At 66.7% G+C, this 26,624-nt stretch carries 23 protein-coding genes and 2 pseudogenes; 12 read left to right on the forward strand and 13 right to left on the reverse strand.

Translation table 11 applies throughout. From position 1 onward, the window contains the following. Positions 1 to 740: 740 nt before the first annotated feature. Together JYA75_RS22740 and JYA75_RS22745 are read left to right on the forward strand one after the other, a co-directional pair. Positions 741 to 1,574: a 3-oxoacyl-ACP reductase family protein gene (locus tag JYA75_RS22740; RefSeq protein WP_185713648.1), complete on the forward strand. Its 834-nt coding sequence runs from the start codon at positions 741 to 743 to the stop codon at positions 1,572 to 1,574. Positions 1,575 to 1,627: 53 nt separating this feature from the next. Continuing rightward, on the forward strand, positions 1,628 to 3,574 hold the full coding sequence (locus tag JYA75_RS22745; protein WP_029542617.1) for a 3-oxoacyl-[acyl-carrier-protein] synthase III C-terminal domain-containing protein: 1,947 nt from the start codon (positions 1,628 to 1,630) through the stop codon (positions 3,572 to 3,574). Between the two features lie 81 nt (positions 3,575 to 3,655). Here JYA75_RS22745 and JYA75_RS22750 read toward each other — a convergent pair whose 3' ends face one another. After that, complete coding sequence (locus tag JYA75_RS22750) at positions 3,656 to 4,432, reverse strand: alpha/beta fold hydrolase (protein WP_161995081.1); 777 nt, start codon at positions 4,430 to 4,432, stop codon at positions 3,656 to 3,658. 216 nt (positions 4,433 to 4,648) lie between these two features. Here JYA75_RS22750 and JYA75_RS28920 point away from each other — a divergent pair. The 3 genes and pseudogenes from JYA75_RS28920 to JYA75_RS22760 all read left to right on the forward strand — a co-directional run. Beyond that, positions 4,649 to 4,780, forward strand: a pseudogene (locus tag JYA75_RS28920) (LysR family transcriptional regulator); the annotation flags it as partial. A gap of 127 nt (positions 4,781 to 4,907) precedes the next feature. After that, the gene (locus JYA75_RS22755; RefSeq protein ID WP_239010604.1) at positions 4,908 to 5,708 is read left to right on the forward strand and encodes a LysR family substrate-binding domain-containing protein; all 801 of its coding nucleotides are present in this window, start codon (positions 4,908 to 4,910) and stop codon (positions 5,706 to 5,708) included. A gap of 268 nt (positions 5,709 to 5,976) precedes the next feature. After that, positions 5,977 to 7,230 carry an MFS transporter gene (locus JYA75_RS22760; RefSeq protein ID WP_203329401.1) on the forward strand — a complete coding sequence of 418 codons (1,254 nt, stop codon included), beginning with the start codon at positions 5,977 to 5,979 and terminating at the stop codon, positions 7,228 to 7,230. A 549-nt stretch (positions 7,231 to 7,779) separates the two neighbouring features. On the opposite strand, the gene JYA75_RS22765 is transcribed toward JYA75_RS22760, so the two are convergent. Further along, positions 7,780 to 8,736 (reverse strand): LysR family transcriptional regulator, encoded by a 957-nt coding sequence (locus tag JYA75_RS22765; protein ID WP_168579411.1) that lies wholly within the window; start codon positions 8,734 to 8,736, stop codon positions 7,780 to 7,782. A 177-nt stretch (positions 8,737 to 8,913) separates the two neighbouring features. Between JYA75_RS22765 and JYA75_RS22770 the strand changes: the two genes are divergently transcribed. The 3 genes from JYA75_RS22770 to JYA75_RS22780 are packed head-to-tail and all read left to right on the forward strand — an operon-like array spanning position 8,914 to position 11,579. Beyond that, positions 8,914 to 10,185 carry an LLM class flavin-dependent oxidoreductase gene (locus tag JYA75_RS22770; protein ID WP_203329402.1) on the forward strand — a complete coding sequence of 424 codons (1,272 nt, stop codon included), beginning with the start codon at positions 8,914 to 8,916 and terminating at the stop codon, positions 10,183 to 10,185. Next, entirely contained in the window at positions 10,182 to 10,985 is an 804-nt protein-coding gene (locus JYA75_RS22775) for an alpha/beta hydrolase (protein ID WP_203329403.1), read from the forward strand. The genes JYA75_RS22770 and JYA75_RS22775 overlap by 4 nt, the downstream gene beginning before the upstream one ends. Before the next feature lie 57 nt (positions 10,986 to 11,042). Then, the gene (locus JYA75_RS22780; RefSeq protein ID WP_006938981.1) at positions 11,043 to 11,579 is read left to right on the forward strand and encodes a flavin reductase family protein; all 537 of its coding nucleotides are present in this window, start codon (positions 11,043 to 11,045) and stop codon (positions 11,577 to 11,579) included. A gap of 156 nt (positions 11,580 to 11,735) precedes the next feature. On the opposite strand, the gene JYA75_RS22785 is transcribed toward JYA75_RS22780, so the two are convergent. The 7 genes and pseudogenes from JYA75_RS22785 to JYA75_RS22815 form a co-directional block, all read right to left on the reverse strand. Next, entirely contained in the window at positions 11,736 to 12,500 is a 765-nt protein-coding gene (locus JYA75_RS22785; protein WP_203329404.1) for an SDR family oxidoreductase, read from the reverse strand. 2 nt (positions 12,501 to 12,502) lie between these two features. After that, a pseudogene (locus tag JYA75_RS22790) lies at positions 12,503 to 12,589 on the reverse strand (hypothetical protein); the annotation flags it as partial. A gap of 62 nt (positions 12,590 to 12,651) precedes the next feature. After that, positions 12,652 to 13,596 carry a 3-carboxyethylcatechol 2,3-dioxygenase gene (locus tag JYA75_RS22795; protein WP_203329405.1) on the reverse strand — a complete coding sequence of 315 codons (945 nt, stop codon included), beginning with the start codon at positions 13,594 to 13,596 and terminating at the stop codon, positions 12,652 to 12,654. A 134-nt stretch (positions 13,597 to 13,730) separates the two neighbouring features. Continuing rightward, the gene (locus JYA75_RS22800; RefSeq protein ID WP_006938972.1) at positions 13,731 to 14,600 is read right to left on the reverse strand and encodes an alpha/beta hydrolase; all 870 of its coding nucleotides are present in this window, start codon (positions 14,598 to 14,600) and stop codon (positions 13,731 to 13,733) included. Beyond that, entirely contained in the window at positions 14,597 to 16,507 is a 1,911-nt protein-coding gene (locus JYA75_RS22805) for an FAD-dependent monooxygenase (RefSeq protein WP_006938969.1), read from the reverse strand. The genes JYA75_RS22800 and JYA75_RS22805 overlap by 4 nt, the downstream gene beginning before the upstream one ends. 4 nt (positions 16,508 to 16,511) lie before the next feature. Continuing rightward, positions 16,512 to 17,867 (reverse strand): MFS transporter, encoded by a 1,356-nt coding sequence (locus tag JYA75_RS22810; protein WP_050034913.1) that lies wholly within the window; start codon positions 17,865 to 17,867, stop codon positions 16,512 to 16,514. Between the two features lie 414 nt (positions 17,868 to 18,281). Next, positions 18,282 to 19,022 carry a GntR family transcriptional regulator gene (locus tag JYA75_RS22815; RefSeq protein ID WP_006938967.1) on the reverse strand — a complete coding sequence of 247 codons (741 nt, stop codon included), beginning with the start codon at positions 19,020 to 19,022 and terminating at the stop codon, positions 18,282 to 18,284. Positions 19,023 to 19,307: 285 nt separating this feature from the next. Between JYA75_RS22815 and JYA75_RS22820 the strand changes: the two genes are divergently transcribed. The 4 genes from JYA75_RS22820 (at position 19,308) to JYA75_RS22835 (ending at position 22,955) form a co-directional block, all read left to right on the forward strand. After that, complete coding sequence (locus JYA75_RS22820) at positions 19,308 to 20,381, forward strand: LLM class flavin-dependent oxidoreductase (protein ID WP_029542606.1); 1,074 nt, start codon at positions 19,308 to 19,310, stop codon at positions 20,379 to 20,381. Positions 20,382 to 20,414: 33 nt separating this feature from the next. Then, on the forward strand, positions 20,415 to 21,035 hold the full coding sequence (locus JYA75_RS22825) for an isochorismatase family cysteine hydrolase (RefSeq protein WP_006938964.1): 621 nt from the start codon (positions 20,415 to 20,417) through the stop codon (positions 21,033 to 21,035). A 98-nt stretch (positions 21,036 to 21,133) separates the two neighbouring features. Next, a complete protein-coding gene (locus tag JYA75_RS22830) occupies positions 21,134 to 22,243 on the forward strand; it encodes an alcohol dehydrogenase catalytic domain-containing protein (RefSeq protein ID WP_006938963.1) in 1,110 nt (369 codons plus the stop codon). A gap of 388 nt (positions 22,244 to 22,631) precedes the next feature. Then, on the forward strand, positions 22,632 to 22,955 hold the full coding sequence (locus JYA75_RS22835; RefSeq protein WP_203329406.1) for an excalibur calcium-binding domain-containing protein: 324 nt from the start codon (positions 22,632 to 22,634) through the stop codon (positions 22,953 to 22,955). A 67-nt stretch (positions 22,956 to 23,022) separates the two neighbouring features. On the opposite strand, the gene JYA75_RS22840 is transcribed toward JYA75_RS22835, so the two are convergent. The 4 genes from JYA75_RS22840 to JYA75_RS22855 all read right to left on the reverse strand — a co-directional run bounded on the left by JYA75_RS22840 (position 23,023) and on the right by JYA75_RS22855 (position 26,616). After that, positions 23,023 to 23,739, reverse strand: coding sequence for a maleylpyruvate isomerase family mycothiol-dependent enzyme (locus JYA75_RS22840; RefSeq protein ID WP_029542602.1), 717 nt, complete (start codon positions 23,737 to 23,739; stop codon positions 23,023 to 23,025). 10 nt (positions 23,740 to 23,749) lie between these two features. Then, complete coding sequence (locus tag JYA75_RS22845) at positions 23,750 to 24,571, reverse strand: fumarylacetoacetate hydrolase family protein (RefSeq protein WP_203329407.1); 822 nt, start codon at positions 24,569 to 24,571, stop codon at positions 23,750 to 23,752. A gap of 6 nt (positions 24,572 to 24,577) precedes the next feature. Next, positions 24,578 to 25,648, reverse strand: a complete 1,071-nt coding sequence (locus JYA75_RS22850) for a cupin domain-containing protein (protein WP_006939100.1) — start codon at positions 25,646 to 25,648, stop codon at positions 24,578 to 24,580. 125 nt (positions 25,649 to 25,773) lie between these two features. After that, positions 25,774 to 26,616 (reverse strand): IclR family transcriptional regulator, encoded by an 843-nt coding sequence (locus tag JYA75_RS22855; protein ID WP_203329408.1) that lies wholly within the window; start codon positions 26,614 to 26,616, stop codon positions 25,774 to 25,776. Positions 26,617 to 26,624: the final 8 nt, after the last annotated feature.

Genomic DNA, 26,624 nt, shown 5'->3' on the forward strand with positions numbered 1-26,624 from the left:
AGGCGACCGATCCGCGCACACAACCCCCGATCCGGAGTGTCCCAATCCCGGGAAATATGCGATCGTGAGCAAGCTCACAGGTTTGCGGCGGCGTGGAGCCGGGTACCGATTTTCGCCCCCCACACCCCCCGCGCAGGTCGCTACATGCACGCTGTTGGCACGCAGTGCTTTCGAGCCGGCACCCCCCGTGCGGTCGGAACAGCCGCGGATCGAGCAGTGAATTATGTTGTACGGGAATATATTTCGCAGGCAGATCACGAATACGCGAACAGACCAGCTGCATGTATGCCGCACTCCTGACCGCGCAGTAGTACCGCGCGCCATTCCGATCTGCCTGCTGCGCGTTGCGTGTCGTGACGAAGGTCCCGGAACGGACATGCAGTCGGCCTGTAGGTGAACATCACCCCAACAATTACCGTAATCCGTTGTTATTCAAGACTATTCAGTATCATTAGCGTAAGTCATTGCTCTGCCAATCATTTTCGGCGAAAGACATGACACATGACGCGCGATGCTGCATCATTGAACTCGACAGGGGAGAACGAGCGGGAGCACTACGTGAATTCGGTTGGCAGGGGCGAATATCGCGAAGCGTGCAGGGACGCTCACATCAGCTGCTCGCGGTAGCACCCACGCCGATCGGACTCCGGGCACCGCCGCTCGGGGCACCGGCATCGCCGGCCCGACACATCTGTACTCGACGGCATCCGTCGAGTTCGCCGCATTCGAGGAGAACCGACATGACCAGCACCATCGAACCGTCGTCCCGTACCACCGTCGCCGGCACCAAGCTGCGCGGCCGCGTCGCATTCGTGACCGGTGGAACGCGCGGCATCGGCGCGGCCATCAGCCGCAGCCTCGCCGCCCAGGGCGCGACGGTGGCCGCCGGGTACGGGCGCAACACCGCCCAGGCCGACCAGTTCCTCGCGGGCATCCAGGCGAACGGCCAGAACGGCGTCGAGTACAGCGTGCACAAGGGCGACGTCGCGAACGCGGACGACTGCCGTCGCACCATCAACGAGGTCATCGAGCGGCACGGGCGCCTGGACATCCTCGTCAACAACGCCGGCATCACCATCGACCGCACCGTGCTGAAGATGGAGGACGACGACTGGAACAACGTCATCTCCGTCAACCTCTCCGGCGCCTTCTTCCTGGCCCAGGCCGCCCTGAAGCACATGCTCGAGCGCGGCACCGGTCGCATCGTCAACGTCTCGTCCGTCATCGGCGAGACCGGCAACATCGGCCAGGCGAACTACGCGGCCTCGAAGGCCGGCATGTTCGGCCTGACCAAGACGCTCGCGAAGGAGGCGGCGTTCACGCTGGCCCGCTCCGGCAAGCTCACCCCGGACAGCATCGGCGTCACCGTCAACACCATCACCCCCGGCTTCGTCGCCACCGAGATGGTCGAGACCATCCCGGACAAGGTCCTCGATCGCATCAAGAGCACGATCCCGGTGAACCGCCTGGCCGATCCCGAAGAGATCGCCCGCGTCGTCCACTTCCTGGCCGCCGACGCCTCGTCCTACATCACCGGTCAGGTGTGGGGCGTCAACGGCGGACTCGACATGTGACCCGCTGCACCCAGACACACCTCCGCACTTCTCACTGAACGGTACTTCGGCACATGCAGCCTTTCGAGCTCAACCGACACGGGCGGATCGTCTTCCCGTCCAACTTCTTTCCCGATCTCGATTTCTCGACGATGACGAGCGTCGAGCAGCTCGATGCCGTCATCCGTCGCGATTTCGAGACCAAGGCCCCCACGGTCTCGGAGATCCTCTCGCGCCACGCGCAGGGCGTCTACCGCACCAAGGTCGATCTCATGCGCGACATGGCGCTGAACCTGTTCTGGGCCAACCGCTTCGCGATCACGATGTTCGACAAGCGCCCCACCCGGTGGTCGGACGTGCCGCGCAACCGCGACGACGTCTACATGCCCGTCCTGACGCCGTGGCCGGACAGTGAGACGAAGACCGCCCAGGTCGCGGACGCCTACCGCGCCCTGCCCGCGGGCTGGGACGACCCCGCCGAGGACCGGATCTTCGAGACCCTCTTCGACGTCTTCGGCGCCCGCAAGCACATCGCCTCCGGGTTGCCGACGGTCAAGCCCACCGTCGCAGAGCTGATCTCCGATCCGTCGAACCGGACGATGCGCCTCGGTGCGTACAACCCGGACTTCCCCCGGTTCGGCTACGACGAGATCCTCGACTGCCACGAGGACGTCGCCGAGCTCGAGGCGCTGCGGCGCTGGTCGATGGTGCTGCACAACCAGCAGCCGTGGGAGCGAACCCAGGTCGAGCTCACCGAGGTGGGGCAGCTTCGCGACGACGACTACGTCGTGCTCTACTACCCGCGCGACCGGCACGTGCAGCGGTTCATCTCCCGGGTCACCTCGGGTCGGACCGCCCGCGCCGCCGTCCCCGCGAAGGTCGAGCCGGTGCAGCCCTCGCGGCCGTACCCGACGATCGACGTACGCCGCGACTTCGCGGTGCAGCCGCGCATCGAGGCCCTCGCCGTCGCGCACGGTGATCAGGTGTGCACCAACGAGGATCTGATCCGCAACTCGGCCTACAACTGGTCGCCGATGACCGCGGACGAGATCACCGCCAAGACCGGCATCGAGCAGCGCCGCTACACCTCGGGCAGCTTCGAGGACCTCGCGCTGTCGGCGGCGAAGTCGGCGCTCGAGCACGCGCAGGTGGGACCCGAGGACATCGGGGCCGTGATCGTGTGCACCTGCACCAGCGCCCGGCTGATCCCGTCGCTGGCCACGTGGATCTCCGGCGAGCTGGGCATCGCCCAGACCCACGCCTCGTTCGACCTGGTCGCCGCGTGCGCCGGCCTGCCGTACGGGCTGGCGGAGGCCACCCGGATCCTGCAGCAGGTGCAACGGCCGGTGCTGGTGGTGTGCGTGGAGAAGTTCTCCGACAAGATCGGCAATGTGCGCCCCTCCCGCATGATCTTCGGCGACGGCGCGGCTGCGCTCGTGGTCGGCGTGGCGCCCGAGGGCTCCGCACCGGACATCGAGTACATGCAGACCTACGCCAGCGGCCCGAACAGCCAGGTCAACTCGATCATCTGGCCCAACCCGGACTTCGACAACTACATCACCGTCTACGGACCCGAGGTCAAGGCGCTCGCCGGCCGCTATCTGGTCCAGATGCTCGACGACGTGAAGGCCCTGCCCGCCCCGGAGGGCGGCATGGGAACGCTGCTCGACAACATCGACCTGATCGTCCCGCACCAGGCGAACAAGACGATGATCACCGAGCTCGCGGCGGACGCCGGCCTTTCGTCGGACCGCCTGTACTTCAACATCGAGAAGGTGGGCAACGCCTCGTCGGCGAGCATCCCGCTCGCCATCCACGACGCGGTCCGGGACGGGGTGATCACCGAACCCGTGCGGATCTTCGCTCCGGGCTTCGGCGCCGGCGCCGTCGCCGGCTTCACGGTGCTGCGGATCGATCCGGCGGTGGTGGCACCCTTCCGCCCGGTCGACGGTGGGGCCGTGGCCATCGACCCGCTGCGCGCAGCGTCCACCTCGGACGACGTGACACTCGCCTTCGGCTGATCGAACCGTCGTTCCCCGCGTGGGGAATCGTTGCCCGCGTGCGCACCAGCGCACGCGGGCAACGGCTTTCGGTACCGATACTCAGGGCAGGACGCGGATCCAGTCGACCAGGGCCCGGGCGACCTCGTGCGGAACCTCGGGGATCAGGGCATGCCCGGCCCCGGGGATCAGCACGACCGTGACCCGGTCGGCGCCGAACTGCCCGGTGAGTTCGCCGCGGGTCGGCGCCGGACGGAACACGTCGTCGCCTGCCTGCAGGTCCAGCAGCGGCGACGGCGCGACCGTCCACCATGATTCCTTGTCCGTGGCGGCCATCGCCCGGCGCTGCGCGACGATCGCGGCGGGCCACCAGGCGTCGAGCCACACCGCCGGGTCGTGCCCCTCGGCGAAGAACACCGCCCGCAGGTGCTCGAGCCGCTCGGCATCCGGCAGCGACAGGTCGGAGCACTTGGCGACGCGTTCGGTGAGCGACTCCGGGAACCGGCGGGCGCCCGCGGCGAGAATCGCCACCCCCCGCACCAGGTCGGGCCGATCCGCAGCGAGGACCCGCGCGACGTAATGGCCGAAGGCGTGCCCGGCGAGGACGGCCGGGCCCGCGTCGAGCCGCTCGATCACCTCGGCGACGTCGCGGGCGAGGTCGTGCAGGTCGAGGTCCTCGAGCGGACCGCGGCTCGTGCCCACGCCACGCGGCTGGGGCCGGATCGCACGGAAGCCCTCGGCGGCGAGGTCGGTTGCGATCGGGTCGAACTCGTAGGAGTCGCGGCCGAGGGACGGCAGCAACACCACGGCCGGGCCGGATCCGTCGACGAGCACCTCGATCTCCACGTCGCCGAATGCGACGGTGTGTATATCGCTCATGGCGACATCCTTCCAGTGCCGCCGACCAGGGGCGCGGCCCGGTCCGACGCTTGCGTGGCTACTGCCGAAAGAATGCGATCCGATGGGGTCTGACGATTATTCGCCTTCGTCGTCCGCTTTCTCGGCCGGAGCGTCGAGTTCCCACCGGGAGGCTCTGCTGAAATTGATGCTCGCCTAATATCAATAGCGGCACGGTCTGATAGTCGAGATTGATCAATGGGGGCAGTAGTGGAGATCCGTCACCTGCGCACGTTCCTTGCGGTAGCGGAGGAACTTCACTTCGGCCGGGCGGCCGCGCGGCTTCATATGGCGCAGCCTCCCGTCAGCCAGCAGATCCAGCAGTTGGAGAAGGGAGCTCGGCGTCCAGCTGTTCGAGCGCAACACACGGTCCGTCTCACTCACGAAGGCGGGCCAGGCGTTGCAGGGCCCGGCGCAGAAAGTTCTGAACGACTTGGACCTGGCAAAACGCGCGGCGATGTTCGGCAGCTCAGGAATTACCGGCAGAGCTTCCTTGGGTTTTGCCAGCGTCAGCAGCCGCCGCGTCCTGCCTCTGATCACCAGGGCCGTCAAGGGCAGCGAACCGGGCATCGACCTTGCTCTCCAGGGGCAGACGTACGGCGGAGCGGTGGTGAATCAGACCCTCTCCGGAAGCCTCGACATGGGCTTGGCTCGTCTGCCTGTGCGCGACCCGTCGATCGACTGGCACATCATCGACTTCGAGACGCTGGTGGCTGCGCTGCCCGAAGACCACCCACTGGCGGCGAAACCGGAGCTGGAAGTCGCCGACCTGGCCGGTGAGCCGTTCGTGACTTTCCCTGGCACGCTAGGCTCCACGGTCAGGGACGCCACGGCGCTGATCGCCCTGCAGGCGGGCTTCTCCCCGCGCATCGTCCAGGAGGCGCCCGATTCCTACACGATTCTCAGTCTCGTCGCCGCCGGTGTCGGGATCACAGTGACTGTCTCCTCCGTACAGCACATCCAAATGCCCGGGACTTTGCTATCGGGCGTTTTCCACACCGGTACCGAAAATGGCCGCTGTGCTGGCATGGCACAAGAAGAACACGGATCCTGCCCTGCACGCTGTCGTGGCCATTGCCCGGGAGCTCCTGCCCACACCCGAGCCCGAGCCGGTACTCCTCATCCGGTAACCCGACGTTGCCCCGAAAGGGCCGGATCAGCCCCGACCGGACTCACCGAAGTCCCGGTTCCGCTGGGGTTCTTGTCGTTCCCGTCGACGTACCTTCGGATTGGTCAATCCCCGCTATCGAACTCATAGTGAATTCAGATCAATCAGAATTGGATTGCACTACTGAGGATATGAGAAGCTCTGCGCGGTGGGTCACACCTCTCACCCCGGGGCCGTGCCTCATAGGAGCCGTTCCCCTCCCTCAACTTCTCCCTTCGATAGGTTCTCCATGTCAACGACAGCCACTGCCGGCGACGGCGCCGGAATACCCAACGGCACAGGGCACTTTCCGAGGAATCGGCGGAAGTCCATGATCGCCGTCGTCTCGGGAAACTTCCTCGAATAGTTCGACTGGACCATGTATGCGCTCCTGACCACATACTTGGCCGCCAACTTCTTCGACAAGAACGATCCCCAGTCGGCGCTGCTCTCCACGCTGGCGGTGTTCGCCGGCGGCTTCCTCGCCCGCCCCCTCGGCGGGCTGATCTTCGGCCGACTGGGAGACAGGCTGGGACGCAACACATCCCTGGTCATCTGCATGCTCATGATGGGCGCAGGCAGTCTCCTGATCGCGGTGATCCCGACCTACGACTCCATCGGCATCTGGGCCTCGGTTCTCCTTCTGACGGCTCGGCTCATCCAGGGCATCGCCCACGGCGGCGAAAGCGGAAACGCCTACACATACCTGGCCGAGATCGCCCCGGCGAACAAGCGGGGCCTGTGGGGTAGCAGCATCATGATGACCATGCTGCTCGGCGTCATGGCGGCAACCGCGATGAGCATCCTTCTGACGTCGATCATCTCCGAGGACGACATGTCGGAGTTCGGGTGGCGCATCGGCTTTGCCATCGGAGCAGTGCTGGCCATCTTCGCGCTGTTCCTCCGCCGTCAGGCCGAAGAATCCGGATTCTTCGAGGAAGCCAAGGCGGCCGCCGGCACCGCGTCGGTCCGGGTGATCACGCGCCGGCAGCTGGTGATCATCGCCGTCCGCATTCTGATGCTGAGCCTCCTGACCAACGTCCTTTACTACACGTGGGTGAACTTCTCCTCGTCGTTCGCCATTTCCGGCAAGGGCATGGATCCCAACGGGGCTTACATCGCAACGTTCTGCGCACAGATTCTTGCCTCCATCGCACTGCCGTTCTGGGGGCGGCTCTCGGACCGGATCGGGCGCCGCAAGCAACTGGTGTTGTGGGCTGTCGCGGTCATTGTGGTGGTGTTCCCCATCAACTGGGTCCTGACGTCGGCGCCGTGGACCCTGTTCGTGTCGCAGGGAGTTGCCCTGCTCGTATGGGGCATCCAGTCGTCGATCCACTCCACAGTCATGTCCGAGCAGTCGCCCACGGAAGCCCGCGCGACGAGCGTAGGCATCTGGACCTCCGTGGGTGCCGCACTCTCCGGCGGCACGGCGCCCTATCTCTACGCCTGGCTCAACTCCATGGATGTCGGGTGGATCTTCTCGGCCTACATCGTGGTGCTGGCTCTGGTCACCCTGGTAGCCGTCAGGTTCATCCCGGAAACAGCCGGTCTCGAAATGGACCGCATCCCGCTGCCCGGCGAAGAGAAGGTCTCCAGCGAGGACGAGAGCACCGCCGTCCCGGTAGGCCGTTGAGTCCCCTGAACCAACCGTGACATTCGGCTCGGCCCCCGCCTGCATTCCAGGCGGGGCCGAGCTGTGTCTTCATCGCGATCGCCCTCGAGGGATGACACGCGCAGCCGCATCATCGAGACCCACGGCCCCAGCCTGCCGCTTCGCGGTGAGTAGATCGAAACCGAGTGTCGGACATGAAGAAGGGTGAGCCGACCTGTTGGGCACCGCCGACAAGATCGGCCTGACCACGGCCGGCTGCACGGCCCGTCGTTGATCGCGACCATGGTCGCGGCCGCGTCCTCGGCGGATCACCGGGCCAGCGCGGGCATCACCATGGCGGAAAGTGCGAGACAGACGCCGCCGACCGCCGCGGGGCCGGCGCCGGGCCATCGGCACCCTCTCCTCATCGGGATGCCTCGGTCCCCGACGGGTGCGTCCCATACGCCGGTGGCGGCGGTGCAGGTGCCCGGGCCGCTGATAGCCCCGTTATTGGCCTAAAGATTGCCATACATGCAGCCGATAACCGATATTGTGCCGCCTCGAACGCCAGGAGCACGAGACAGATGTGCTTCAGATCGTGTCGATGTACTGGCCCAACTCGTCGAGATCGGACGTGGTGTCGAGCAGTTTCTTGCTGCGCAGGACGGTTCGGGCGGTGTCGAGGTAGCGACGGATGAGTGGGCCGATGGTGTCCTCGCGGTAGGCCAAGGCCAGGGGCACGGACACTTTCGGAGATCTCAGCGGTCGGTAGGTGACACCGTTCATGCGCAGGTGCCGTACCGACTCGGGCGCGAGGGCGACCCCGAGGCCGGCGGCGACGAGGGCGACCAGGGTGGAGGTCTCGGCCACCTGTTGCCGGACGGTGGGAACGAAGCCCGCCTGCCTGCACGCGGTGATCAGGGTGTCGTGCATGGTCGACGGGGAGCAGTAGCCGATGAATGCCTCGTCGGCGAGATCGTGGAGGTCGATCGTGGTGGCGCTGGCCATGGGGTGCTGTACGGGCATGACCACCAGCAGGGGTTCGTTGCGCAGCAGTTCGACGACGATGCCGGGCGCGTTCACCGGGGGTCGGAGCAATCCGACGGACAGGGTGCCATCGAGCAGGGCCTGAACCTGGGCCGGGGTGAGCATCTCGCTGCGCAGGGTGAGCTCCACCAGCGGGTTGCGTTCGCGGTAGGCACGGACCAGGTTGGGCATCAGGTCGTAGGTGGCCGAGCCGGTGAACCCCAACGACAATGCTCCCATTTCTCCGCGGTCGGCTTTGCGCGCCGAATCCACGGCGTCCTCGCTGGCGGCGAGCAGGGCGACGCAGCGGTCGTAGAACACCCGGCCGGCCTCGGTCAGGGCGATCGAGCGGGTGGTGCGCGCGAGCAGTCGCACGCCGAGTTCGCGTTCGAGCTTGCGGATCTGATGGGAGACCGGGGACTGGGCGATGGACAGCCGCTCGGCCGCCCGGGTGAAGCTGCCCTCGTCGACAACGGTGACGAAGTACTTCATATGGCGCAGCTCCATACCCCAGTCTGACATTCAGATGGAAGATATCTCAATAGCTGAACAAACAGGTGTTAGACATCTAGGTTTCTGCCTCCTAGCCTCATCTTCGAGAGCTGGATCACACCGACCCCGGACAGTGACGGGCCTCTCGTTCCGGTGGGACCGCGGGCTGGGCGTTTCTCACCTCGTCGCACTTGTGGAGGAGAACACGTGAAGGTCAACCTGTTCCTGCAGGCGCCGTACCGGTACCTGCCCGACGACTTCGAGACCAAATACGAGTCGGTGTACAGCATCCCGTACTCGCTCGTCACCCGGGACGGGATGTACTCCTCGATCCGGGACTTCATGGACGAGCTCATGCTCGGGGCGCGCAGCGGCTACGACGGCGTCGCGGTCACCGAACACGGCCAGAGCAGCTACGACATGGTCCCCAACCCCGATCTGATCTCGAGCGCGCTGGCCTACATGACCGAGACCGAGGGACTCGACGTCGCCGTCTACCCGATGGGCCGCTCTTTGGGCAAAGCCCGCGAGCCGCTCCGGGCCGCCGAGGAATACGCGATGATCGACGTGATGAGCGGCGGCCGCCTGGTCGCCGGCCTGACCGTGGGCCTGAGCTACGACGCCAACCTCAACAACGGCATCCCGCCGATCGAGGTCCGCCCCCGGTTCGACGAGAACCTCGAACTGGTCCTGCGGGCCTGGCGCGAGCAGGAACCGTTCGCCTGGAACGGCCGCTACACCCAATATCCGATGGTGAACATGTGGCCGCGGCCGCTGCAGGAGAACGTGCCGGTGTGGATCACCGGCATCGGCAACCCACGCACCATGCGGATGTGCTTCGACCGCGGCTTCGGGTTCAACTACCTGAGCTGGTTCGGCGCCAAACTGACCGGCAAACGCATCTTCGACCGCATGTGGGAACAAGCCGACGAGGCCGGCGTCGCCCGCAATCCCTACCGCATCGGGTTCCTGCAGACCATCGCCGTCGCCGAGACCGACGAACGCGCCGAGACCGAGTACGGTCCGCACGCCGAGTACGCCTTCCGCAAGGGCCTGGGCTCGATCCCGATCGAGAAGCTCGGCCTGCCCGGCGCCATCGACATCAACGGCGTCAAGGCCCTGATCAAGGACCCCGGCGACTTCGGCCTGTACCACCGCATGCGCACCGCCACCTTCCGCGATCTGGTCGAGGCCGGTGTCGTGGTGGTCGGCAGCCCCGACACCGTCGCCGAACAGCTGCTCGCCTTCTGCCGCGAATACGGCATCGGCAATCTGCACGCCATGCTCGGCTTCGGCTCGCTGCCCCGGCACCTGGTGATGAAGAACATCCACCTGTTCGCCGAGGAGGTCCTGCCGCGGCTGCGCACGCTGTGGACCGACACCGACCACGAACACCACTGGTGGCCGAGCCGACTCGGCGGCACCCCCATCGCCTACGACATCACCGCCACCACGAAGGCAGGAGCGAACGCCCGATGAGCACCACACCCACCATCACCGAACAGACCGTCGACGTCTGGGGCGGCCGGCTCGCCATCACCGTCAAGGTCGCCGGCGCCGGCGCACCGCTGCTGTATTTGCACCCGGCCGCCGGTCTGGCGTGGGATCCGTTCCTGTCCCATTTGGCGTCCCGGTACACCGTCTACGCCCCCGAATTCCCCGGCACCAGCGAGGGCAACCCGTACGCCATCCACACCATCGACACCCTCAGCGACATGGTGCTGGCCTACGAGGAGCTGGTCCGCACCCTCGGGCTCGACCATCCCGTGGTGATCGGGCAGTCCTTCGGCGGCATGCTCGCCGCCGAACTCGCCGCCACCTTCCCCACCCTGCCCGACAAGCTGGTCCTGCTCGACCCGATCGGGCTGTGGACCGAGACCGCCCCGGTCGCCAACTGGATCGCCACACCCCCCGACCAGCTACCGGCCCTGCTGTTCCACGACCCGGCGAGCCCGGCCGCCCAGGCGATGCTCGCACCCTCCGACGACCTCGCCCAGCAGCAGGCCGCGGCCGCGGCGATGGTGTGGGCGTTCGGCTGCACCGGCAAGTTCGCCTGGCCCATCCCCGACCGCGGCCTGCGGCACCGCCTGCACCGCATCACCGCACCCACGCTGATCGTGTGGGGCCGCAACGACAGGCTCATCTCGGTGGACTACGCCGATCAGTTCCACAAGCTCATCGCCGACAGCACCGTCATCATCGTCGACGACTGCGGCCACATCCCCCAGGTGGAAAAACTCGACGACACAGTCGAAGCCGTCGACAAATTCCTCCTCTGACCCGAGCAGGCACCGGTGTCCTCCCGACCGGGTCCCCGACCTCCCAGGAAACCGACCATGACCACAACGCTGCAACCCCCCGCACGCGATACCCGACCGGCCGACGAGCACGAGGTCGATGCGACGACGATCCGGCGGGCCATGGGCCGCGTGCCCACCTCGGTCGCCGTCGTCACCGCCCTGTGCGACGGGGAACCGGTCGGCATGACCATCGGCTCGCTGACCTCGGTATCGCTCGATCCACCGTTGGTGGCGTTCTTCGCCTTCTCCGGATCATCGACGTTCGCCCAGCTTCGGCGCTGTCGCACATTCTGCATCAACGTCCTCGCCGAGGATCAAGCCGAGATCTGCCACGGCTTCGCTCGACTCGACGGAGCGAAGTTCGACCTCGGTGAGTGGGAATATCACCACGGAATCCCCACCATCAAGAACGCCGTCACCACGGTGCTGTGCGAGCAGGACCATGTTTTCGAAGCCGGGGACCACCTCGGCATGATCGGCCGCGTCACCGACGTCGACTTCAGCGACAACCGGCCGTTGGTGTACTACCGCGGGCAGACATCCCAGCTTCACAGCTCCGGCTCCTGGGAATGATCGGTCCGGCCGGCTCCATGCCTGTCGGGGCGTGACCGGCAAGTCTGGATTCTTCGTCCGCTTGGATTCGAGGCGGCCGCATACGATGCACCGCAAGCCTCTCGTGCCCGATCTCTCCAAGCGGTGAGAGTAGACCCGGGACCGGGTAAGTTCTGGTTAGAGCCGGTTGCCGTTGGTGGCGTCGATGACCTGCCCGGTGATCGCACCGGCGGCGGCGCTGACGAGGAAGGCCACGATCGCGGCGATGTCCTCCGCGGTGGCGAGTTTTCGCAGTGCAGTGGTGGACGCGGCGGTGGTGCGGGCATGGTCGTCACCGCGAAGCCAGTGCGCGTTCATGTCGGTATCGAGCGCGGCCGGCGCCACGGCGTTGGCGGTGATGCCTCGTTCGCCGACGTCTACGGCGAGGGCGCGGGTGAGCACCTCGATCGCCCCCTTGGTCATGGCGTAGCTGATGACGTCGGGTCTGGCGTAGCGGGCGGATCCGGAGGAAATGTTGACGATGCGACCGCCGTCGTGCATCCGGGGCAGGGCATGCCGAGTCACGAAGAACGGGGCGCGCTGGTTGAGTGCGACCAGACGGTCGAAATCCTCGACAGTGACGCGCTCGAGCGCTCCGCGCCGACTGATTCCGGCGTTGTTGACGAGGATGTCGAGCCCTCGGTCGAGCCCGAGACCGTCGAGCGCGGAGTCGAACTCCCGCACCAGCTCTTCAGGCCCCTCGGGTCGGGACAGGTCGGCCTGGACCGCAGCCGCGAGGCCCCCGGCAGCCGTGATGCCGTCGACCACCGCAGCGGCGGCCGTCCGATCGGATCCGTAGTGGACGATTACGGCGGCACCGGAGGCGGCCACCGCATCTGCGATGGCCGCCCCGATGCCGCGGCTGGCCCCGGTGACCAGCGCGACTCCTCGGCCCGTGTGCATTCCTACTGACGAGCTGCGAGGTCGAGGGCGATGTCGGCGATGAGGTCTTCCTGCCCACCGACCAGCCCGCGTTCACCGACGGCGAGCACGGGCGGACGGAGGTCATCCGGGGCCACCTTTCGTTGGGACTGCGGGGCGGGAGCGGCGGGGTCTATTCGTCGACGGCGACGGCGGTAGTAATTCCGAATCCTGCTATCCACTCGTGGATTTCGCGGTAGAAGGTCGAGGTGACGCGGTACTTCCCGGCGGCGCTCATTGCCGCGTACGCGGCGATCCAGGTGCGCACTTCGTGGGAGGAGTGTCCGGCCTGTTCGACGAACCAGTCGTTGGTCCACGCGTCGATCTGCTCGAGGTCGCCGGAGGCGAGGACGTCGAGCAGGTGCCGGTCCCATTCGGGGTTCAGTGGCTGGATGGCGGCGGTGCCGGCGGCGAAGTCCCGCCCGGCGGTGATGACGCGCTGTTCGCGGGCATCACGTTCGGCGGCACTGGGATTGCGGCCGTCGATCAACCGCTCGCGCACTTCCTCTGGCGCGGTGGCGAACTGCGGGACCGGCGGGTCGTGGGACAGGCCGCCGGATCCGACGAACAGCACACGCTTGTCCAGCTTGGCAGCGGCCCGCCCGACCGCCTCGCCGAGCAGCCGTACCCGGCTGACCGGGCCGAGCGGTTCGGCGACCGAATTGATGAAGATCGGCACGGTCGGCACGGCGGTGATCGATCCGACCAGCAATTGGAGTGCTTGGGCGAATCCGTGGTCGACGTGCATGCGTTCGGAGAATGCGACGTCGATGCCGCTGTCGAGGACTTCGCGGGCGACTGCGTAGGCGGCGTCACGGTCGACGTCGAGAGGGCCGGCTTCGGTGCCGTAGTCGCCGACGGACTGCGCGGCGGCACCGATACAGAACGGCGGCAGCAGGTCGTAGAAGACGCCGTTGTAGTGGTCGGGGGCGAAGATGACGATGAGATCGGGGGCGAAGTCGGCGACGAACCGGCGCGCGTGGTCGAATGCGGCGTCGACGGCGTCGATGACTTCCTGTTCGGGGTCGTTGCGTCCCATCAGGGGGGAGTGCGACATCGCGCACAGCGCTACAGGCATCGCGGCGGTCTCCTTGCTGCTGCTTCGGCGCTTTCTCTCCGGGGGTCCGGACGAGAGCGCAATAGGTCGGGTAAGTGGGATCCGGCCGGTGCCGCCCGGGTTGCAGGGGTTGGCGGCACCGGCCGGGGTCTGTGTCAGCTGCGACCGAGGAGGAAGTCCAGATGCAGCTTGTTGAAGGTCTCGGGGTCCTCGTACTGGGGCCAGTGGCCACAGTTCTCCATGATGGCCAGCTTGGCGCCCGGGATGTGGGAGGCGATGCGCTTGGCTTCGTCGACCGGACCGGAGGGGTCCTTGGTGGTCCACAGCACCATCGCGGGCACCGTGATGCCGTTGAGAGTGGCGTCGGTGATCATGTTCCGCTTGCGGGTTTCGAGGTCCTGCAGTGCCATGTTCATCTCGCAGGCCTTGAGCCAATCCGGCTGCTGGAAGATGGCCTGGCGGGTGCGGATCAGGTCGTCGGTGACCATGGTCGGGTCGGCCATGAGCCATTCGAGGCGTGCTTTGACGCGTTCCCAGCTCGGGTCCTTCGCCGCTTCCATCGACAGGGTATAGAGACGTTCCATCACCTGAGGGTTGGCCATGGTGCCGCCCATGGTGTTGAGCACGATCCGGTCGACCTTCTCGGGATGGTCGTGCGCGAACTGGGCGGTGACCCAGCCGCCGAGAGACTCCCCGGAAAACGAGGCCTTCTCGACGCCGATGGCGTCCAGGAACTGCAGCACGTGGTCGATGTAGTGCTTGATCTCGAGCGGGTGGTCGGGCTTGGTCGAGTAGCCGTGGCCGATGAAGTCGATTGCCCAGACGTTGAAGTGCTCGGAATGCGAGCGCAGATTGCGCACGTACGCCTCGGCGTGGCCGGTGATGCCGTGCAGCAGGATCAGCGTGGGCTTGGACGAGTCGCCGGCGTGTAGGTATCGGGTCCGGTAGGGGCCGGCCTGGATGAATCCCTGGCTGAACTCGACCTGGTTCAGGTCGTCCCAGACGCTGGTGTAAGGACGGGTCATCGGTTCTCTCCCTCGACTGTGGTGGTGCGGGTGGCGGAAGCTGGTGCTGCATCCTCGGCGGTAACGTGCGGAACGACGATCGGCACGGCCCGGGTGCTGTACTGCGGCTCGTTTGTGCCGCTCGGGTTCCCGTTGTCGCTGGCCGAGTGGTCGAGGACCGCGGTGAGAGCGTTCTCGAGGCTGGTGAGCGCTTCGGTGTCGTCCCAGACCGGAGCACTGTGTCGCCACGCGACGTAGCCGTCGGGCCGCACGAGCAGGGCGCCGGCCTCGTCGATGTCGCGGACCCGCCGCCAGTATCCGTAAGGGTCGATGGTGCCGGGTTCGCCGACAACGACGGTCCGCAGGAACGGCAGGTCGAGTTTGGCGGCGGCACGCTTCCATGCCTGGCCGCCGAGTCCGGTCAGCAGGGTCATCATTCCCTTGCCGGTGACGTCGAGGGTGGAGATGCGGGTTCCGTCGGCGCCGACCAGCCACGCATGCGGCAGCTTCGCGCCCGGCCGGGTGGTGGCCTGCAGGTACAGCTCACGATCGCGCACCCACACTTCCTCGCCCGCCTCGGGGTCGGGAACGACCGCGGACGAGGTGTAGCGCTGGTTGAGTTCGACGCCCTGGGCGTTGAATTCGGCGTTCTTCACCTCCAGCGCCTCGTACAGCCGCTCACGCAGAGCAACACCTTCGGACGAGGGTTCCTTCAACTTTGCCAGGCCGGCGGCGACCGGGTCGTCGCTCTCGTGATCGAACCATTCGCGCAGCCCGGCGTAGTCCTTGCGGGACTGGTTGGCGCGAGCGACGATCTGTTTGCCGACCGGAACACGCTCAGGAGAGTAGGACTCGAGCAGACCCGGTCCTGCATACCCCTTCACGACGAACGCGATCTTCCATGCCAGGTTGAACGCGTCCTGCATGGACGTGTTCGAGCCCAGCCCGCTGCTCGGCGGGTGCCGGTGCACCGCGTCGCCGCCGCAGAACACTCGACCGGACTGGTAGTGCTCAGCCCACTGCTGGTTGACGTACCAGAAGGACCTCGACACGATCTCGACGTCCAGGTGCGGGTCGCCGACGAGGGTCCGGATCTGTTCGAGGACAACGTCGTCGGAGACATCCGGCTCGCCGTTCGCCATGTCGAAGCCCCAGCCGGCGATCCACTGGTCCCACGGTCGGATCGCGCGCAGCAGACCCATGCCGATCTCACCGAAACCGGCCTTCGAGTTGACGATCCAGTGCAAGATGCTCGGCCGATGAGCGACATATTTGCTCAGGTCCGCGTTGAACAGGATGTACGCGGTACCGGCGCGGGCGAGTTCACCTTCGAACGGAAGCCCGATCTGTTCGGCGATCTTCGATCGTGCGCCGTCGAAACCGAGCAGGAAGCGGGCTCGCTGGGTGAACACGGTGCCCGAGCGGACGTCGCGGAACCGGACGGTCACCCCGTCCTCGTCCTGGGCGTGGTCGAGGTATTCGGTGTTGAAGCTGATGACCGCACCACGTTCGGCGGCGTTCTTGATCAGCACCGGCTCCATCAGGGGCTGCGGAATGTCGAGCATCGTGCAGGGGCTTCCGGACAGGTAGTCCCCGTAGCGGATATCGCCCGTACCCCAGGTCTGCATCCGGACGATCTCCTCGCCGGCCAGGCTCGTGGTGAACAGCGTGTCGCCCATCTGGTCCCACGGGGTGGCGTAGTTGCGCGCCTCGTCTTCGACGCCCAGGTCACGCAGCACTTCGACGGCGCGCTGGTTGGTGATGTGCGCGCGCGGCGAGTTCGCCACCCAGGGGAACATCGAGACGGCGTGAACGCGGATGCCGTAGCTGGCCAGGGCAAGCGCCGCTGTGCCACCGGCGGGGCCGAGGCCGACGATCACGACGTCGGTGTCGTAGGAGGTGCGGTCGTGGTCACTCATGTCTGTCATCACTTCACTTGTCGAGGACGCGCAGGGATGCTGCGGTGTCCGGAACTGTCCGAGTCGAAAATGTTTCGTTGTCAGGCATTTTCGGTGTGGAGGTGGCCTGGTCGCGAGTGAGCTGGCTCGCAGCGCCCTTGCGCCCCCAGCCGCCGGGCAGCAGGATCACCGAGACGATCGAGATGGCCGAGACGATCAGCAGGTAGGTCACGATCGAGTTGCTGGTGTTGGTGGAGGCGTACAAGGCGGTCGCGATCGTCGGGGCGAACGCGGAGCCGGCGACCTGGGAGATGGTGTAGCCGATAGAGACACCGCTGTAGCGCACGTCCGCGTCGAAGACCATCGTGAACAGGGAGCCTGTCACGCCGGCGGCGGGGGCCATTGCAATTCCGAAGACCAGCACCTGCGCGGCCATGAACAGCCACGGGTTGCCGGTGTTGATCAGTGCGAAGGCGGGGGCGATCACCACACCCATCGCGGCGGCGCCGAGCAGGTACATGGTCTTGCGGCCGAAAGTGTCGGACAGAGCGCCGAACACGGGGTAGAGGAGGACGGCGACGATGCCGGCGACGAATACTCCGGCCAGGGCGAAGGTGCGGCTGATCCCCGCGACGGTGGTGCCGTAGGAGACGAGGTAGGCCATGCAGATATAGGCGAACACTCCTTGGGACAGGTAGGTGCCCGCGATGAGGAGAATTTCCTTCCAGTGCTTGCGGAACGCTTCGGCGATCGGCATTCGCACCACGGCGCTCTGTGCCTTCACCTCGGCGAAGTCGGGGCTTTCGGCCAGGGACAGGCGAATGAACAGCCCGATCACGATCAGCACCGCGCTGAACAGGAACGGCAGTCGCCAGCCCCAACTCAGGAACTGCTCGTCGGGCAATTGGGAGACCGCGAAGAACGCCAGGGTTGCGACGCTGGTCCCGGCGGGTGCCCCCATCTGGGAGAAGGATCCGAAAAAGCCCTTCTTCGCGGTGGGGGCGTGCTCGACGGCCATCAGGGTGGCTCCACCCCACTCGCCGCCGACGGCAAAGCCCTGCACCAGGCGCAGCAGGGTCAGCAGGATGGGGGCGGCGATCCCGATTTGGGCGTAACCGGGCAACAATCCCATCAGTACGGTGGCCGAGCCCATTCCGACCAGGGAGATCACCAGCATCTGCTTGCGGCCGACCCGGTCACCGAAGTGCCCGAACACTATGCCACCCAGCGGGCGGGCGAGGAACCCAACGCCGAAGGTCGCGAACGACAACAGGATTCCGATCGCGGACGAGACATCCGGGAAGAACAACTCAGGGAATACCAGCGCGGCCGCGGTGCCGTAGATGAAGAAGTCGTAGTACTCGACGGTGGTACCGATGAAGCTGGCCATCGCTACCCGCAGCGGTGAAGTCTTCGTCGGGGAGGTAGGTGTGGTGCTCACGGTCGGGCTTCCCCGATCTGTGGGCGGAAGTGGGCTCGTGCCCCGAAGGACGATGCGTGCGAAGCGGTCGTCATGGCCGCTCCTTTCTTCTGGGGATGTTCGAGAGGGGTTCTCTGGAGAATCTTCGAGAGGGAGCACTCAACTAGAATGCTAGACGTCTAGTTCAGACGCTACTCGGGCATAGAGGGTGACGCAAGTCTCTGGATGAGGGTAAAGGTGATCGACGGCGCGCCGGCCCTCTGGGGCGAGACAGGGGTCAGCGCGGAGGGTGCCGGTGGATCGTCTGCAGCGCTACGGCCGAGAGTCCCCCCTCGGCGTAGGTGGCGCGATAGCGGAGCCGGTCGATGGCCCGGGTATCGGGGTCTAGCTCGGCAGCTGGGCGTTGGATTCGTCGCGGATTACTGCGATGGTGCCGACGATGTGGCGTTCCATGGCCTCGCGGGCGGCAGCTGCGTCACGGTTGCGGATGGCCTCGGTGATTTCGTGGTGGTCATGCTGCCGGTCGGGCAGTGCGCTCGAGAGCGGGTTGGTAATGCCGGTGGTGTTGATCAGGAAGTCCGACAGATCCCACATTCGCTGGCTGGTCTCCTCCATGATCCGCGAGTGCGCCATCGCGTGGATGGCCGCATGGAACTCCCGGTTGTGCACGCGGTACCCGCGGGCGCGGACCACCGGGTCGTGGGAGGTGATCAGGGCGTCGACCCGCGCCGAGATCAGGTCCAGCTCCAGCAACTGGGCCTCGGTCCGCCGGGAGGCCGCTACCGCGGCGATGGTCCCTTCGAAACCGCCGAACAGGGTGTAGAAGTCTTCCACTTCGCGCGGGGCGTAGGAGACGACCTCGCAACCGACCTGGGGAACGATGTGGACCAGCTTGTCGCTGGACAGGCGGCGCAGAGCGTCCATGACGGGCTGCTTGCTCACCCCGAACTCTTGCCGGATCGACTCGACGACGATCTTCTCGCCTGCCGCATAGCGCCCTTCGAGCAGCCGGTTCTTCAGAATGTCGTACAACGCGGAGGACAGCCGCGCCCCCGAGGTGCGGACATTGGCGAGCAGGGCGGCGGCCTCACTGCCCGGCTTGGGGCCGGTGTCGGTGGTGGTCATCGAGTCAGGCTTTCCGTCGGCGTCCCGGACATGGCTCCCCCTTATGCCGCGGCGCTCACCGCAACAGCTTGCATTCTAGTACTTGTGGTGTGAGTCACTGTGGGTTACCTTCGTCTGGAACGCTAGCATTCCAGACCTGATGGACGGGGCATCGTGGCCAACCTCGGGGTTAACGCCGGAGGGCACGCCGTACGCGCCATATCCCGGCACCCGGACATGCGCCCTCTGCGGGCGACAGGCCGAGCAGTGCCCTCGGCAACGCGGGCCACATGCAAGGAGAAGAACATGGAATTCTGTATCGGTACCTGCGCCAAGATCGATCAGGTCGCAGTGGTGAAACGGGCCGAGGACCTGGGCATCACACACTTCGGCGTCGGCGAAGGCCCCTTGCTGTTCTCCGACCCTTACCAGTTCCTCGCCCTTGCCACCCAGCACACCAGCACCATCAACCTGGGCACCATGGTCACCAATCCGCTGACCCGGATCGCCCCGGTCACCGCCAATTCGATGGCCACCCTCAACGCCCTGGCCCCCGGCCGGACCTTCCTCGGCATCGGCACCGCCAACAACGCCCTGCGCTCGATGGGCAACCGCACCGCGAAGATCTCCGAACTCACCCACGCCATCGAAGTCTCACGAGAGCTGATGGCCGGCCACCGGGTCACCCACCATTGGCTCGGGCAGTCCCGGGAAGTGGAGTTCCTCGACAAGGACAGTGGCTTCTACAACGTCACCGACCACATACCAATCTGGGTCGCGGCCGGCGGACCCCGCGGGCTCGCCGAGGCGGCGAAGTACGCAGACGCCGTCGTCTACTGCCTCGGGCCCGACACCGACATGATCGGCCTGATCCGCCGCGAACTCGACAAGGCGGTCGCCGATGCCGGCCGGGCACCGGGTTCGGTCAAGCTCGTCTCTCTGTCGTGGTTCTACCAACTCGGCAACGGGGAAACCTGGGAAGACGGCGTCACCAACGGCTTCGGTTCCGGCCCGATCAGCTCATGCATCACCAACGCCGGGCTGATGGACCAGCACCGCGAAGAGCTCGGCGATCCGATTGTCGACGCGTCCCTCACCGCCGCCCAGCAGTACCTCGCTGACCCGAAGACCCCGGACCAGCCGCACTACCTCGATGTCTGGGCGAAATACCTGCGCGGACTCGATCCCCGACACCGTCCGATCATCACCAAAGAACTCGTCGACTACTGGTGCCTGTACGGATCCCCCGCCGACCTGCGCGAGAAGGCGGCCCTGATGCGCGAGGCCGGCGTCGACATACTCCAGGTCTTCCTGTCCAACCCGTTCACCGCTGCCCGCGACATCGACAACATCGGGCACTCGATCCTCGCCCACGCCTGACCGCCCCCACCCTTTCCCAGCCAGGAGCTCTTGATGGAACTCGACCCGCGCACCACCGCCGTCGTGGCAGTGCACTGCCAAGGCGACATCGTCGGCCCCACCGGCGCCTTCGCCGACTTCTTCCACCAGCAGGTCACCGTACGCCACGTCATCGACCAGATTGCCGCGCTCATCGCCGCCGCCCGCACGGCCGCCGCAACCGTCGTCTACACCCGGGTCGCGTGGAAGCCCGACTTCTCCGATCTCGAGGTCAATTCACCCCTGCTGGGCATCGTCGCTCAATCCGGCTGCCTCAAAGAGGGCAGCGAACTCGCCGAGATCGTTGAACCGCTCGCACCGCACGGAGATGACATCGTGCTCACCCATCAGCGCATCGGCGCGTTCGCTCGTACCGACCTCGACACCGTCCTGCGCGAGAAGGGCATCACCACTCTCGTCTTCGCCGGAGTGGCCACGAACGCCTCCGTCGAGGGCACTGCCCGGGTGGCCAGCGATCTCGGCTACCGGGTGGTGATCGTCGAAGATGCATGCTCCGCAGCCACCCCCGCAGCGCACCACGCGAGCATCGACTCACTCGGACTGCTGGCCGAGATCAGCACCGTCGACGAGGTCCGCACCGCCCTGACCGCGACGGTCACCGGCACCCGCGCCTGATCACACCGAAGCTCGCTTCGATGCGGGCACATGACCGCGCCGTACATCCCCACCTATAGACCGCGACCAAACACACTAAATATCAGGAGTTTTCGTACATGAAGTCCACCATGCGTGTGGCCCGCCTCCACGAGATCAATCAGCCGATGCAGATCGAGGACCTCCCTGTTCCCGAGCCACGGCCGACCGATGTGCTGGTACAGGTCAAGGCATGCAACGTCGTGCCGAACCTGAGCAACGTCCTGGCCACCTACAGCGAATGGTTCCCCTATCTGCCGCTGCCCAAGCTCCCCGCCGTCTTCGGTCTCGACTCTGCCGGTGTCGTCGCCGCCGTCGGCAGCCATGTCACCGACGTCGCCGTCGGTGACCGGGTCTACGTCAACCCCGGCATCTCCTGCGGCGGCTGCCGCGCCTGCCGGCAGGGTAACGATCAGAACTGTGACCGCTATACCTTCATGGGCTACTTCTCCTTCGGCGCCGACGGCCAGAAAATGTTCGACGCCTACCCCTATGGCGGCCTCAGCGAGTATCTGACCGCACCCCAACGCAATCTGGTCAAACTGCCCGACACGGTCAGCTTCGAGGAAGGCGCCCGCTTCGGCTATCTCGGCACCGGCTACTCGGCACTGCGCAAGGCCGGCGCCGGCCCGGGCACCACGGTCCTGATCGACGGCATCTCAGGAACTCTGGGCCTGGGCACCTGCCTGAACGCCCTCGCGCTCGGCGCGACCCGCATCTTCGGCACCGGCCGCAACGCCGGCCTGCTCGACGACGTCCGCGCGATCGCCCCCGACCGAATCCACGTCCTCCCAGCCGGGGAGGGTGAGCTGCGCAGCTGGGTGCACGAGCACAACCACGGCGAGGGCGTCGACATCGTCATCGACGCCCTCGGTCCCGGCGCCCCTGCCGAATCGTTCCTCGACGCCATTACCACCCTCCGTCGCGGTGGCGTCGCGGTCGATATCGGCGGCATGATGGAACGCCCACCGCTGGATATGTTCTCGCTGATGTGCCGGCAGATCAGCGTGCTCGGCAGCTTGTGGTTCTCCACCGCCGAAGCCCAGGACATGGCCGACCTCGCTGGCGCCGGGGTCCTCGACCTCTCGGTCTTCGAACACCACAGTTTCCCGCTCGAGAAGATCAACGAAGCACTCGCCGACCTGCCTGCCCGACATGGCGGATTTTCGAACTTCATCAGCGTTCCCTGAGGACACGCGAAAGATAAGAGCGAGACTCGGTGCAGATGGCCTTTGCGATGAAGATGCGAAGGTCATCTGCATTCAGCGCCGGTAGCTACGCGCGCATTGCAGGTTCAGTGCCGATAGCCGAAATCATGTGAGTCTGGAGATAGCAAAGCTCATTTCCCACTGCGATCCACTTCCTGCCGAACTCCATGATCGTCCTCCTGTCGTCGGTGCGCCCTGTTGCGCACCACAACCGTGGTTCCCGCGCGTGAAACCCCGGGGAGACCGATATCAGCGAGTTCTCATGATCGAAGAAGGGATCGATGCGGTGCCGCGAATGGACAAAAGGGATAATCGAGCGGCCGCGCGGATTCCCCCGATCCGTGCGCCGTCCCGAGAGAAAGAGACACACATGAAGATTCGTCGGCTCATCGCCACCGCGGCCGGGTGCGCTGCCCTCGTCGTCGCCGCTCCGGCCACCGCGAACGCATTCTCGCTCGCCGACCTGCTGCCCACCGGATCCGCGGATTTCCTGTTCCCGCAGCCCGCCCCGCCGGCTCCTGCCCCGGCACCCGCGCCCCAGGCGGCCCCGGCCCCGGCGCCGAGCGTCGGATACAAGAACTGCACCGAGGCGTGGAACGCCGGCGTGGCGCCGCTGTACCGGGACGAGCCCGGCTACGCGCCGAAGCTGGACCGCGACGACGACGGCATCGCCTGCGAGGTCGACCCCCGCTAGGATCCACCGACGCGGCGGGGGCCTGCGACCGTGTCCGGTCGCAGGCCCCCGTCGTCGTGTGCGGTGATCAGAGCCAGCGCGGCGGCTGCACGTCGGCGCCGGCGGTGAGTCCGACGGCGCCACGTCCGGCGGCCCAGCGCACCACGGCGGCGAGCGGGCCGCTCACCTTGGTGACCGGGTCGGCGTCCTGTCGCACGGCGATCGGGTCGCGACCGTCGACCTCGAGCACGAGGCCGGCGCCGAGATCCTTCTTGCGCCACATCCCCACGATGTCGTCGAGCAGCGAGTCGAGGACGACGGGCGGGAAGTCGCCGAAGCGCGCGCCGTTGCCCAGATCCACCGCGTGGATCCACACCTCGCGGGTGCGCATCCAGGCGGTCTCCTCGGCCGGCACCAGCCGGCCCTGCGCCGTGCGGACCTGCGCCTGCCACGCCGACTCCGGCAGGTGCCGCCACTTCTCGTCGAGCCGGGCCACGGTGTGGGTGAACAGGTTCCGCAGCGCCGCCGCATTGAGGGTGGCGCCCTCGGCGATCTCCTGTCCGCGCTGCTCGGTGGAGGCGTACATGGGCGTCTCGACGCCCGTGGCGGCCCAGTCCATGAGCCGGCACAGGGCCGCGGCGTTGTAGCCCACGTGCGCGACGAGGTGCTTACGCGTCCACCCCTCGAGCGCGGTCGGTGCGTCCAGCTCGTCGTCGGTGAGTTCGGCGAGACGCTGGGAGAAGTACGCGGTGCCGCGCCGGGCGATCAGCAGCCGCTCGGACAGGTCGAGATCGTTGAACCCCACGGGTGAGCTCCTACTTGACGATGGTCTTGTTGCGCACCGAACCGAGGCCCTCGATGCTGACCTCGACCGTCTCCCCGTTGCCGATGTAGCGAGCAGGCTTACGGGCGTGCCCGACCCCACCGGTGGTGCCGGTGATGATGACGTCGCCGGGCTGCAGGGTGACGATGTGGGAAATGTAGTCCACCAGCTTGGCCGGGGTGAACACCAGGTCGTCCGTGGTGGCCGACTGCATGACCTCACCCTCGAGCCGGGTCTCGATGCGCGAGCCGAGGGCGTAGTCGGTGCTCAGGAACGGACCGAAGCCGCTGGTCTTCTCGAACGTCTTGCCCTGATCCCACTGCAGCGTGCGGTACTGGTAGTCGCGCATCGTGTAGTCGTTGATCACCGAATAGCCGGCGATGTACTGCTCGGCGTCGGCCTCGGAGACCTGGTACGCCTGCTTGCCGATGACGACGGCCAGCTCGGCCTCCCAGTCGAGCTGCGCGGCGGCGTACTCGGGGACGATCACGTCGTCGTAGGGGCCGGTGAGGGCCTCCTTGAACTTCGAGAACAGGGTCGGGTACTCGGGCAGGTCGCGGCCCATCTCCTTGATGTGGGTCCCGTAGTTCAACCCGACGCAGACGATCTTGCCGGGGTTCGGCACGACCGGCGCGTAGTCGGCGTCGGTCAGGTCGACGGTGCGTCCGGCGGCCTGCTCGGCGACGGTCTTCCAGTCCGGGTCGGTCAGCAGCGCGGACAGGTCGGCGTAGCCGTCGATCACGGTGGCGGTGGTGTCGGAATCGACGCGCACGGCGGCGGTCGTGCCGTCGAGGCGGAGGGTGGCGAGTCGCATGTCGGGTCAGGCTCCTTCGGAGATGTAGGTGCGGTTGAAGTGCAGGCGTTCGACGATCGGGGCGTCGGAGAAGGCGAACAGGTCGACGCCGCCGTCGGTCTCGAGCGACCACTCCACCCAGGACGGCACGACGATCATGTCCCCCTTGGTGACCGTGTGGTCCCGGCCGCCGAGGTGGAAGCGACCTTCGCCCTCGAAGACCTGGAACACGGTCGAGCCCACGTCGCGCCGGGTGCGGGTGTGCGCACCGGCGCGCAGCCGGTGGAACTCGGCGCGGATCGTGGGCATGACGTCGCCGCCGGTCGTCGGGTTGGTGTACCGGATGGCGGCGTGGCCGGGTTCCGGGGTGGCGGCGTAGCCCTCGTCCTCGAGGGCGAGCTGCTCGTTCAGCGCGGCGTCGGTGTACTTCCAGCGGTAGCACGCGATCGGCGAGCTGGACTTGGCGTCGAGGCCGACGAGCGGGCGCAGACCGGGGTGCACCCACAGCCGCTCGGAGCGGGAGACGTCCGGGGTGGACTCGTCGGTCACGCCGTCGGACCCGAACTCGAAGAACCCGGTGTCGGTGTAGTGGACGAACGGGATGTCGAGGCCGTCGATCCACGCCATCGGATGGTCGGTCTCGTTGTGGTGGCCGTGGAAGTTCCAGCCGGGGGTGAGCAGGAAGTCGCCGCGGCACATGGCCACCGGATCGCCGTTGACGACGGTCCACACGCCTTCGCCTTCGACGACGAACCGGAAGGCGTTCTGCGAGTGCCGGTGCTCGGGCGCGGTCTCCTTGGGGCCGAGGTACTGGATCGCCGCCCACAGCGTGGGGGTGACGTAGGGGACGCCGCCGAGACCGGGGTTGGCCAGCGCGATGGCACGCCGCTCGCCGCCGCGGCCGACGGGCACGAGATCGCCCGCCCGCTGGGCCAGGGGGTACAGGGTCGACCACTTCCACACGAACGGCACGGCCTTGGACGTCGGGGCCATCGGCATCAGGTCGCCCAGCTGGGTCCACAGCGGATTGAGGTGCTCGGTCTCGAAGTCTGCGTAGAGCTGCTGCAGCTCCGGATCGGTGTTCTCGGTAGCGGTCATGACCTCTCCTCGTGAAGCGGGACACGTGCGGCGTTGCTCTCAACGTAGGTCTCCGGTCCTCCCGCAGCACAAGCAATTCTTCTATGCGGAATCTCTGCGCCGCCCTCCACGGGGCCCGGGCGGCGTCATTCGATGTGCGCGACGTCGACCTCGATCCCCCGGACCGTCGCCCGCATCCGGGAGACGAGGGCCCCGTTCAGATGCTGGCGGTACCGCGTGATCGGCACCGCGGCCGTGATCGCCGCGATCGCCCGTCCCTGCCCGTTGCGGACGGCGACACCGAATGCGGCGACCCCCTCCTCGGTCTGCTCCACGTTGACGGCGAACCCCACCCTGCGGGCCGCCTCGAGCTCGGTGAGAAACACCTCGAATTCCCCGGGGGCGAGCCGGCGGTCCACCCCGTACCCCGCGATCGGGCGCGGATCGATGTGCGGCTCTTCCGGCGGCCTCAGGTAGAGCTGCTCGAGCGTCTGCCTGGGCAACTCCGCCAACAGGATTCGCCCTCCGGCCGTGAGCTCGGCGGCCAGCACCTGACCCTGCCGGTCGCCGACCCGCAGCATCGACTCGGACTCCGCGGAGTAGAGGAACCGGGCCTGCGACCCCACCCGGATGACGAGGTTGATCGTCTCGCCGGTCTGGATCGCCAGCGCCTCCATGTGCGGCCGGCAGAGTTCGGTGAGTTCCCGCGTCCAGCCCTGCTGCGCGGGTCCCACTCCCATCGCCGGGCCGGGGTGGTAGCGGCGCTTCTCGTCCTGCACGGCGAACCCCCGGTACACCAGCATCGAGAGCAGGCGGTGGGCCGTCGACGGGGCCGTCCCGAGTTCCTCGGCGGCGTCCTTGAGCCGCAGCGCACCGACGTCGCGGAGCATCTGCAGCAGGCGCAGGGCGTTGTCCACCGATTCCAGCGCATACGACGGCCGGGTGATGGTCTTCGATGCCTTCTTCGGGGGCGCGGACTTTTTCTGCACACCAGAAC

Origin of the sequence: Rhodococcus sp. PSBB066 (assembly GCF_017068255.1) — a bacterium.
Taxonomy (GTDB): domain Bacteria; phylum Actinomycetota; class Actinomycetes; order Mycobacteriales; family Mycobacteriaceae; genus Rhodococcus; species Rhodococcus aetherivorans.

Coding starts and splice junctions, on each gene's coding strand:
- JYA75_RS22740 (WP_185713648.1), top strand. CDS start 741: ATGACCAGCACCATCGAACCGTCGTCCCGTACCACCGTCGCCGGCACC.
- JYA75_RS22745 (WP_029542617.1), top strand. CDS start 1,628: ATGCAGCCTTTCGAGCTCAACCGACACGGGCGGATCGTCTTCCCGTCC.
- JYA75_RS22750 (WP_161995081.1), bottom strand. CDS start 4,432: ATGAGCGATATACACACCGTCGCATTCGGCGACGTGGAGATCGAGGTG.
- JYA75_RS22755 (WP_239010604.1), top strand. CDS start 4,908: ATGTTCGGCAGCTCAGGAATTACCGGCAGAGCTTCCTTGGGTTTTGCC.
- JYA75_RS22760 (WP_203329401.1), top strand. CDS start 5,977: ATGTATGCGCTCCTGACCACATACTTGGCCGCCAACTTCTTCGACAAG.
- JYA75_RS22765 (WP_168579411.1), bottom strand. CDS start 8,736: ATGTCAGACTGGGGTATGGAGCTGCGCCATATGAAGTACTTCGTCACC.
- JYA75_RS22775 (WP_203329403.1), top strand. CDS start 10,182: ATGAGCACCACACCCACCATCACCGAACAGACCGTCGACGTCTGGGGC.
- JYA75_RS22780 (WP_006938981.1), top strand. CDS start 11,043: ATGACCACAACGCTGCAACCCCCCGCACGCGATACCCGACCGGCCGAC.
- JYA75_RS22785 (WP_203329404.1), bottom strand. CDS start 12,500: ATGCACACGGGCCGAGGAGTCGCGCTGGTCACCGGGGCCAGCCGCGGC.
- JYA75_RS22795 (WP_203329405.1), bottom strand. CDS start 13,596: ATGCCTGTAGCGCTGTGCGCGATGTCGCACTCCCCCCTGATGGGACGC.
- JYA75_RS22800 (WP_006938972.1), bottom strand. CDS start 14,600: ATGACCCGTCCTTACACCAGCGTCTGGGACGACCTGAACCAGGTCGAG.
- JYA75_RS22805 (WP_006938969.1), bottom strand. CDS start 16,507: ATGACAGACATGAGTGACCACGACCGCACCTCCTACGACACCGACGTC.
- JYA75_RS22810 (WP_050034913.1), bottom strand. CDS start 17,867: ATGGCCAGCTTCATCGGTACCACCGTCGAGTACTACGACTTCTTCATC.
- JYA75_RS22815 (WP_006938967.1), bottom strand. CDS start 19,022: ATGACCACCACCGACACCGGCCCCAAGCCGGGCAGTGAGGCCGCCGCC.
- JYA75_RS22820 (WP_029542606.1), top strand. CDS start 19,308: ATGGAATTCTGTATCGGTACCTGCGCCAAGATCGATCAGGTCGCAGTG.
- JYA75_RS22825 (WP_006938964.1), top strand. CDS start 20,415: ATGGAACTCGACCCGCGCACCACCGCCGTCGTGGCAGTGCACTGCCAA.
- JYA75_RS22830 (WP_006938963.1), top strand. CDS start 21,134: ATGAAGTCCACCATGCGTGTGGCCCGCCTCCACGAGATCAATCAGCCG.
- JYA75_RS22835 (WP_203329406.1), top strand. CDS start 22,632: ATGAAGATTCGTCGGCTCATCGCCACCGCGGCCGGGTGCGCTGCCCTC.
- JYA75_RS22845 (WP_203329407.1), bottom strand. CDS start 24,571: ATGCGACTCGCCACCCTCCGCCTCGACGGCACGACCGCCGCCGTGCGC.
- JYA75_RS22850 (WP_006939100.1), bottom strand. CDS start 25,648: ATGACCGCTACCGAGAACACCGATCCGGAGCTGCAGCAGCTCTACGCA.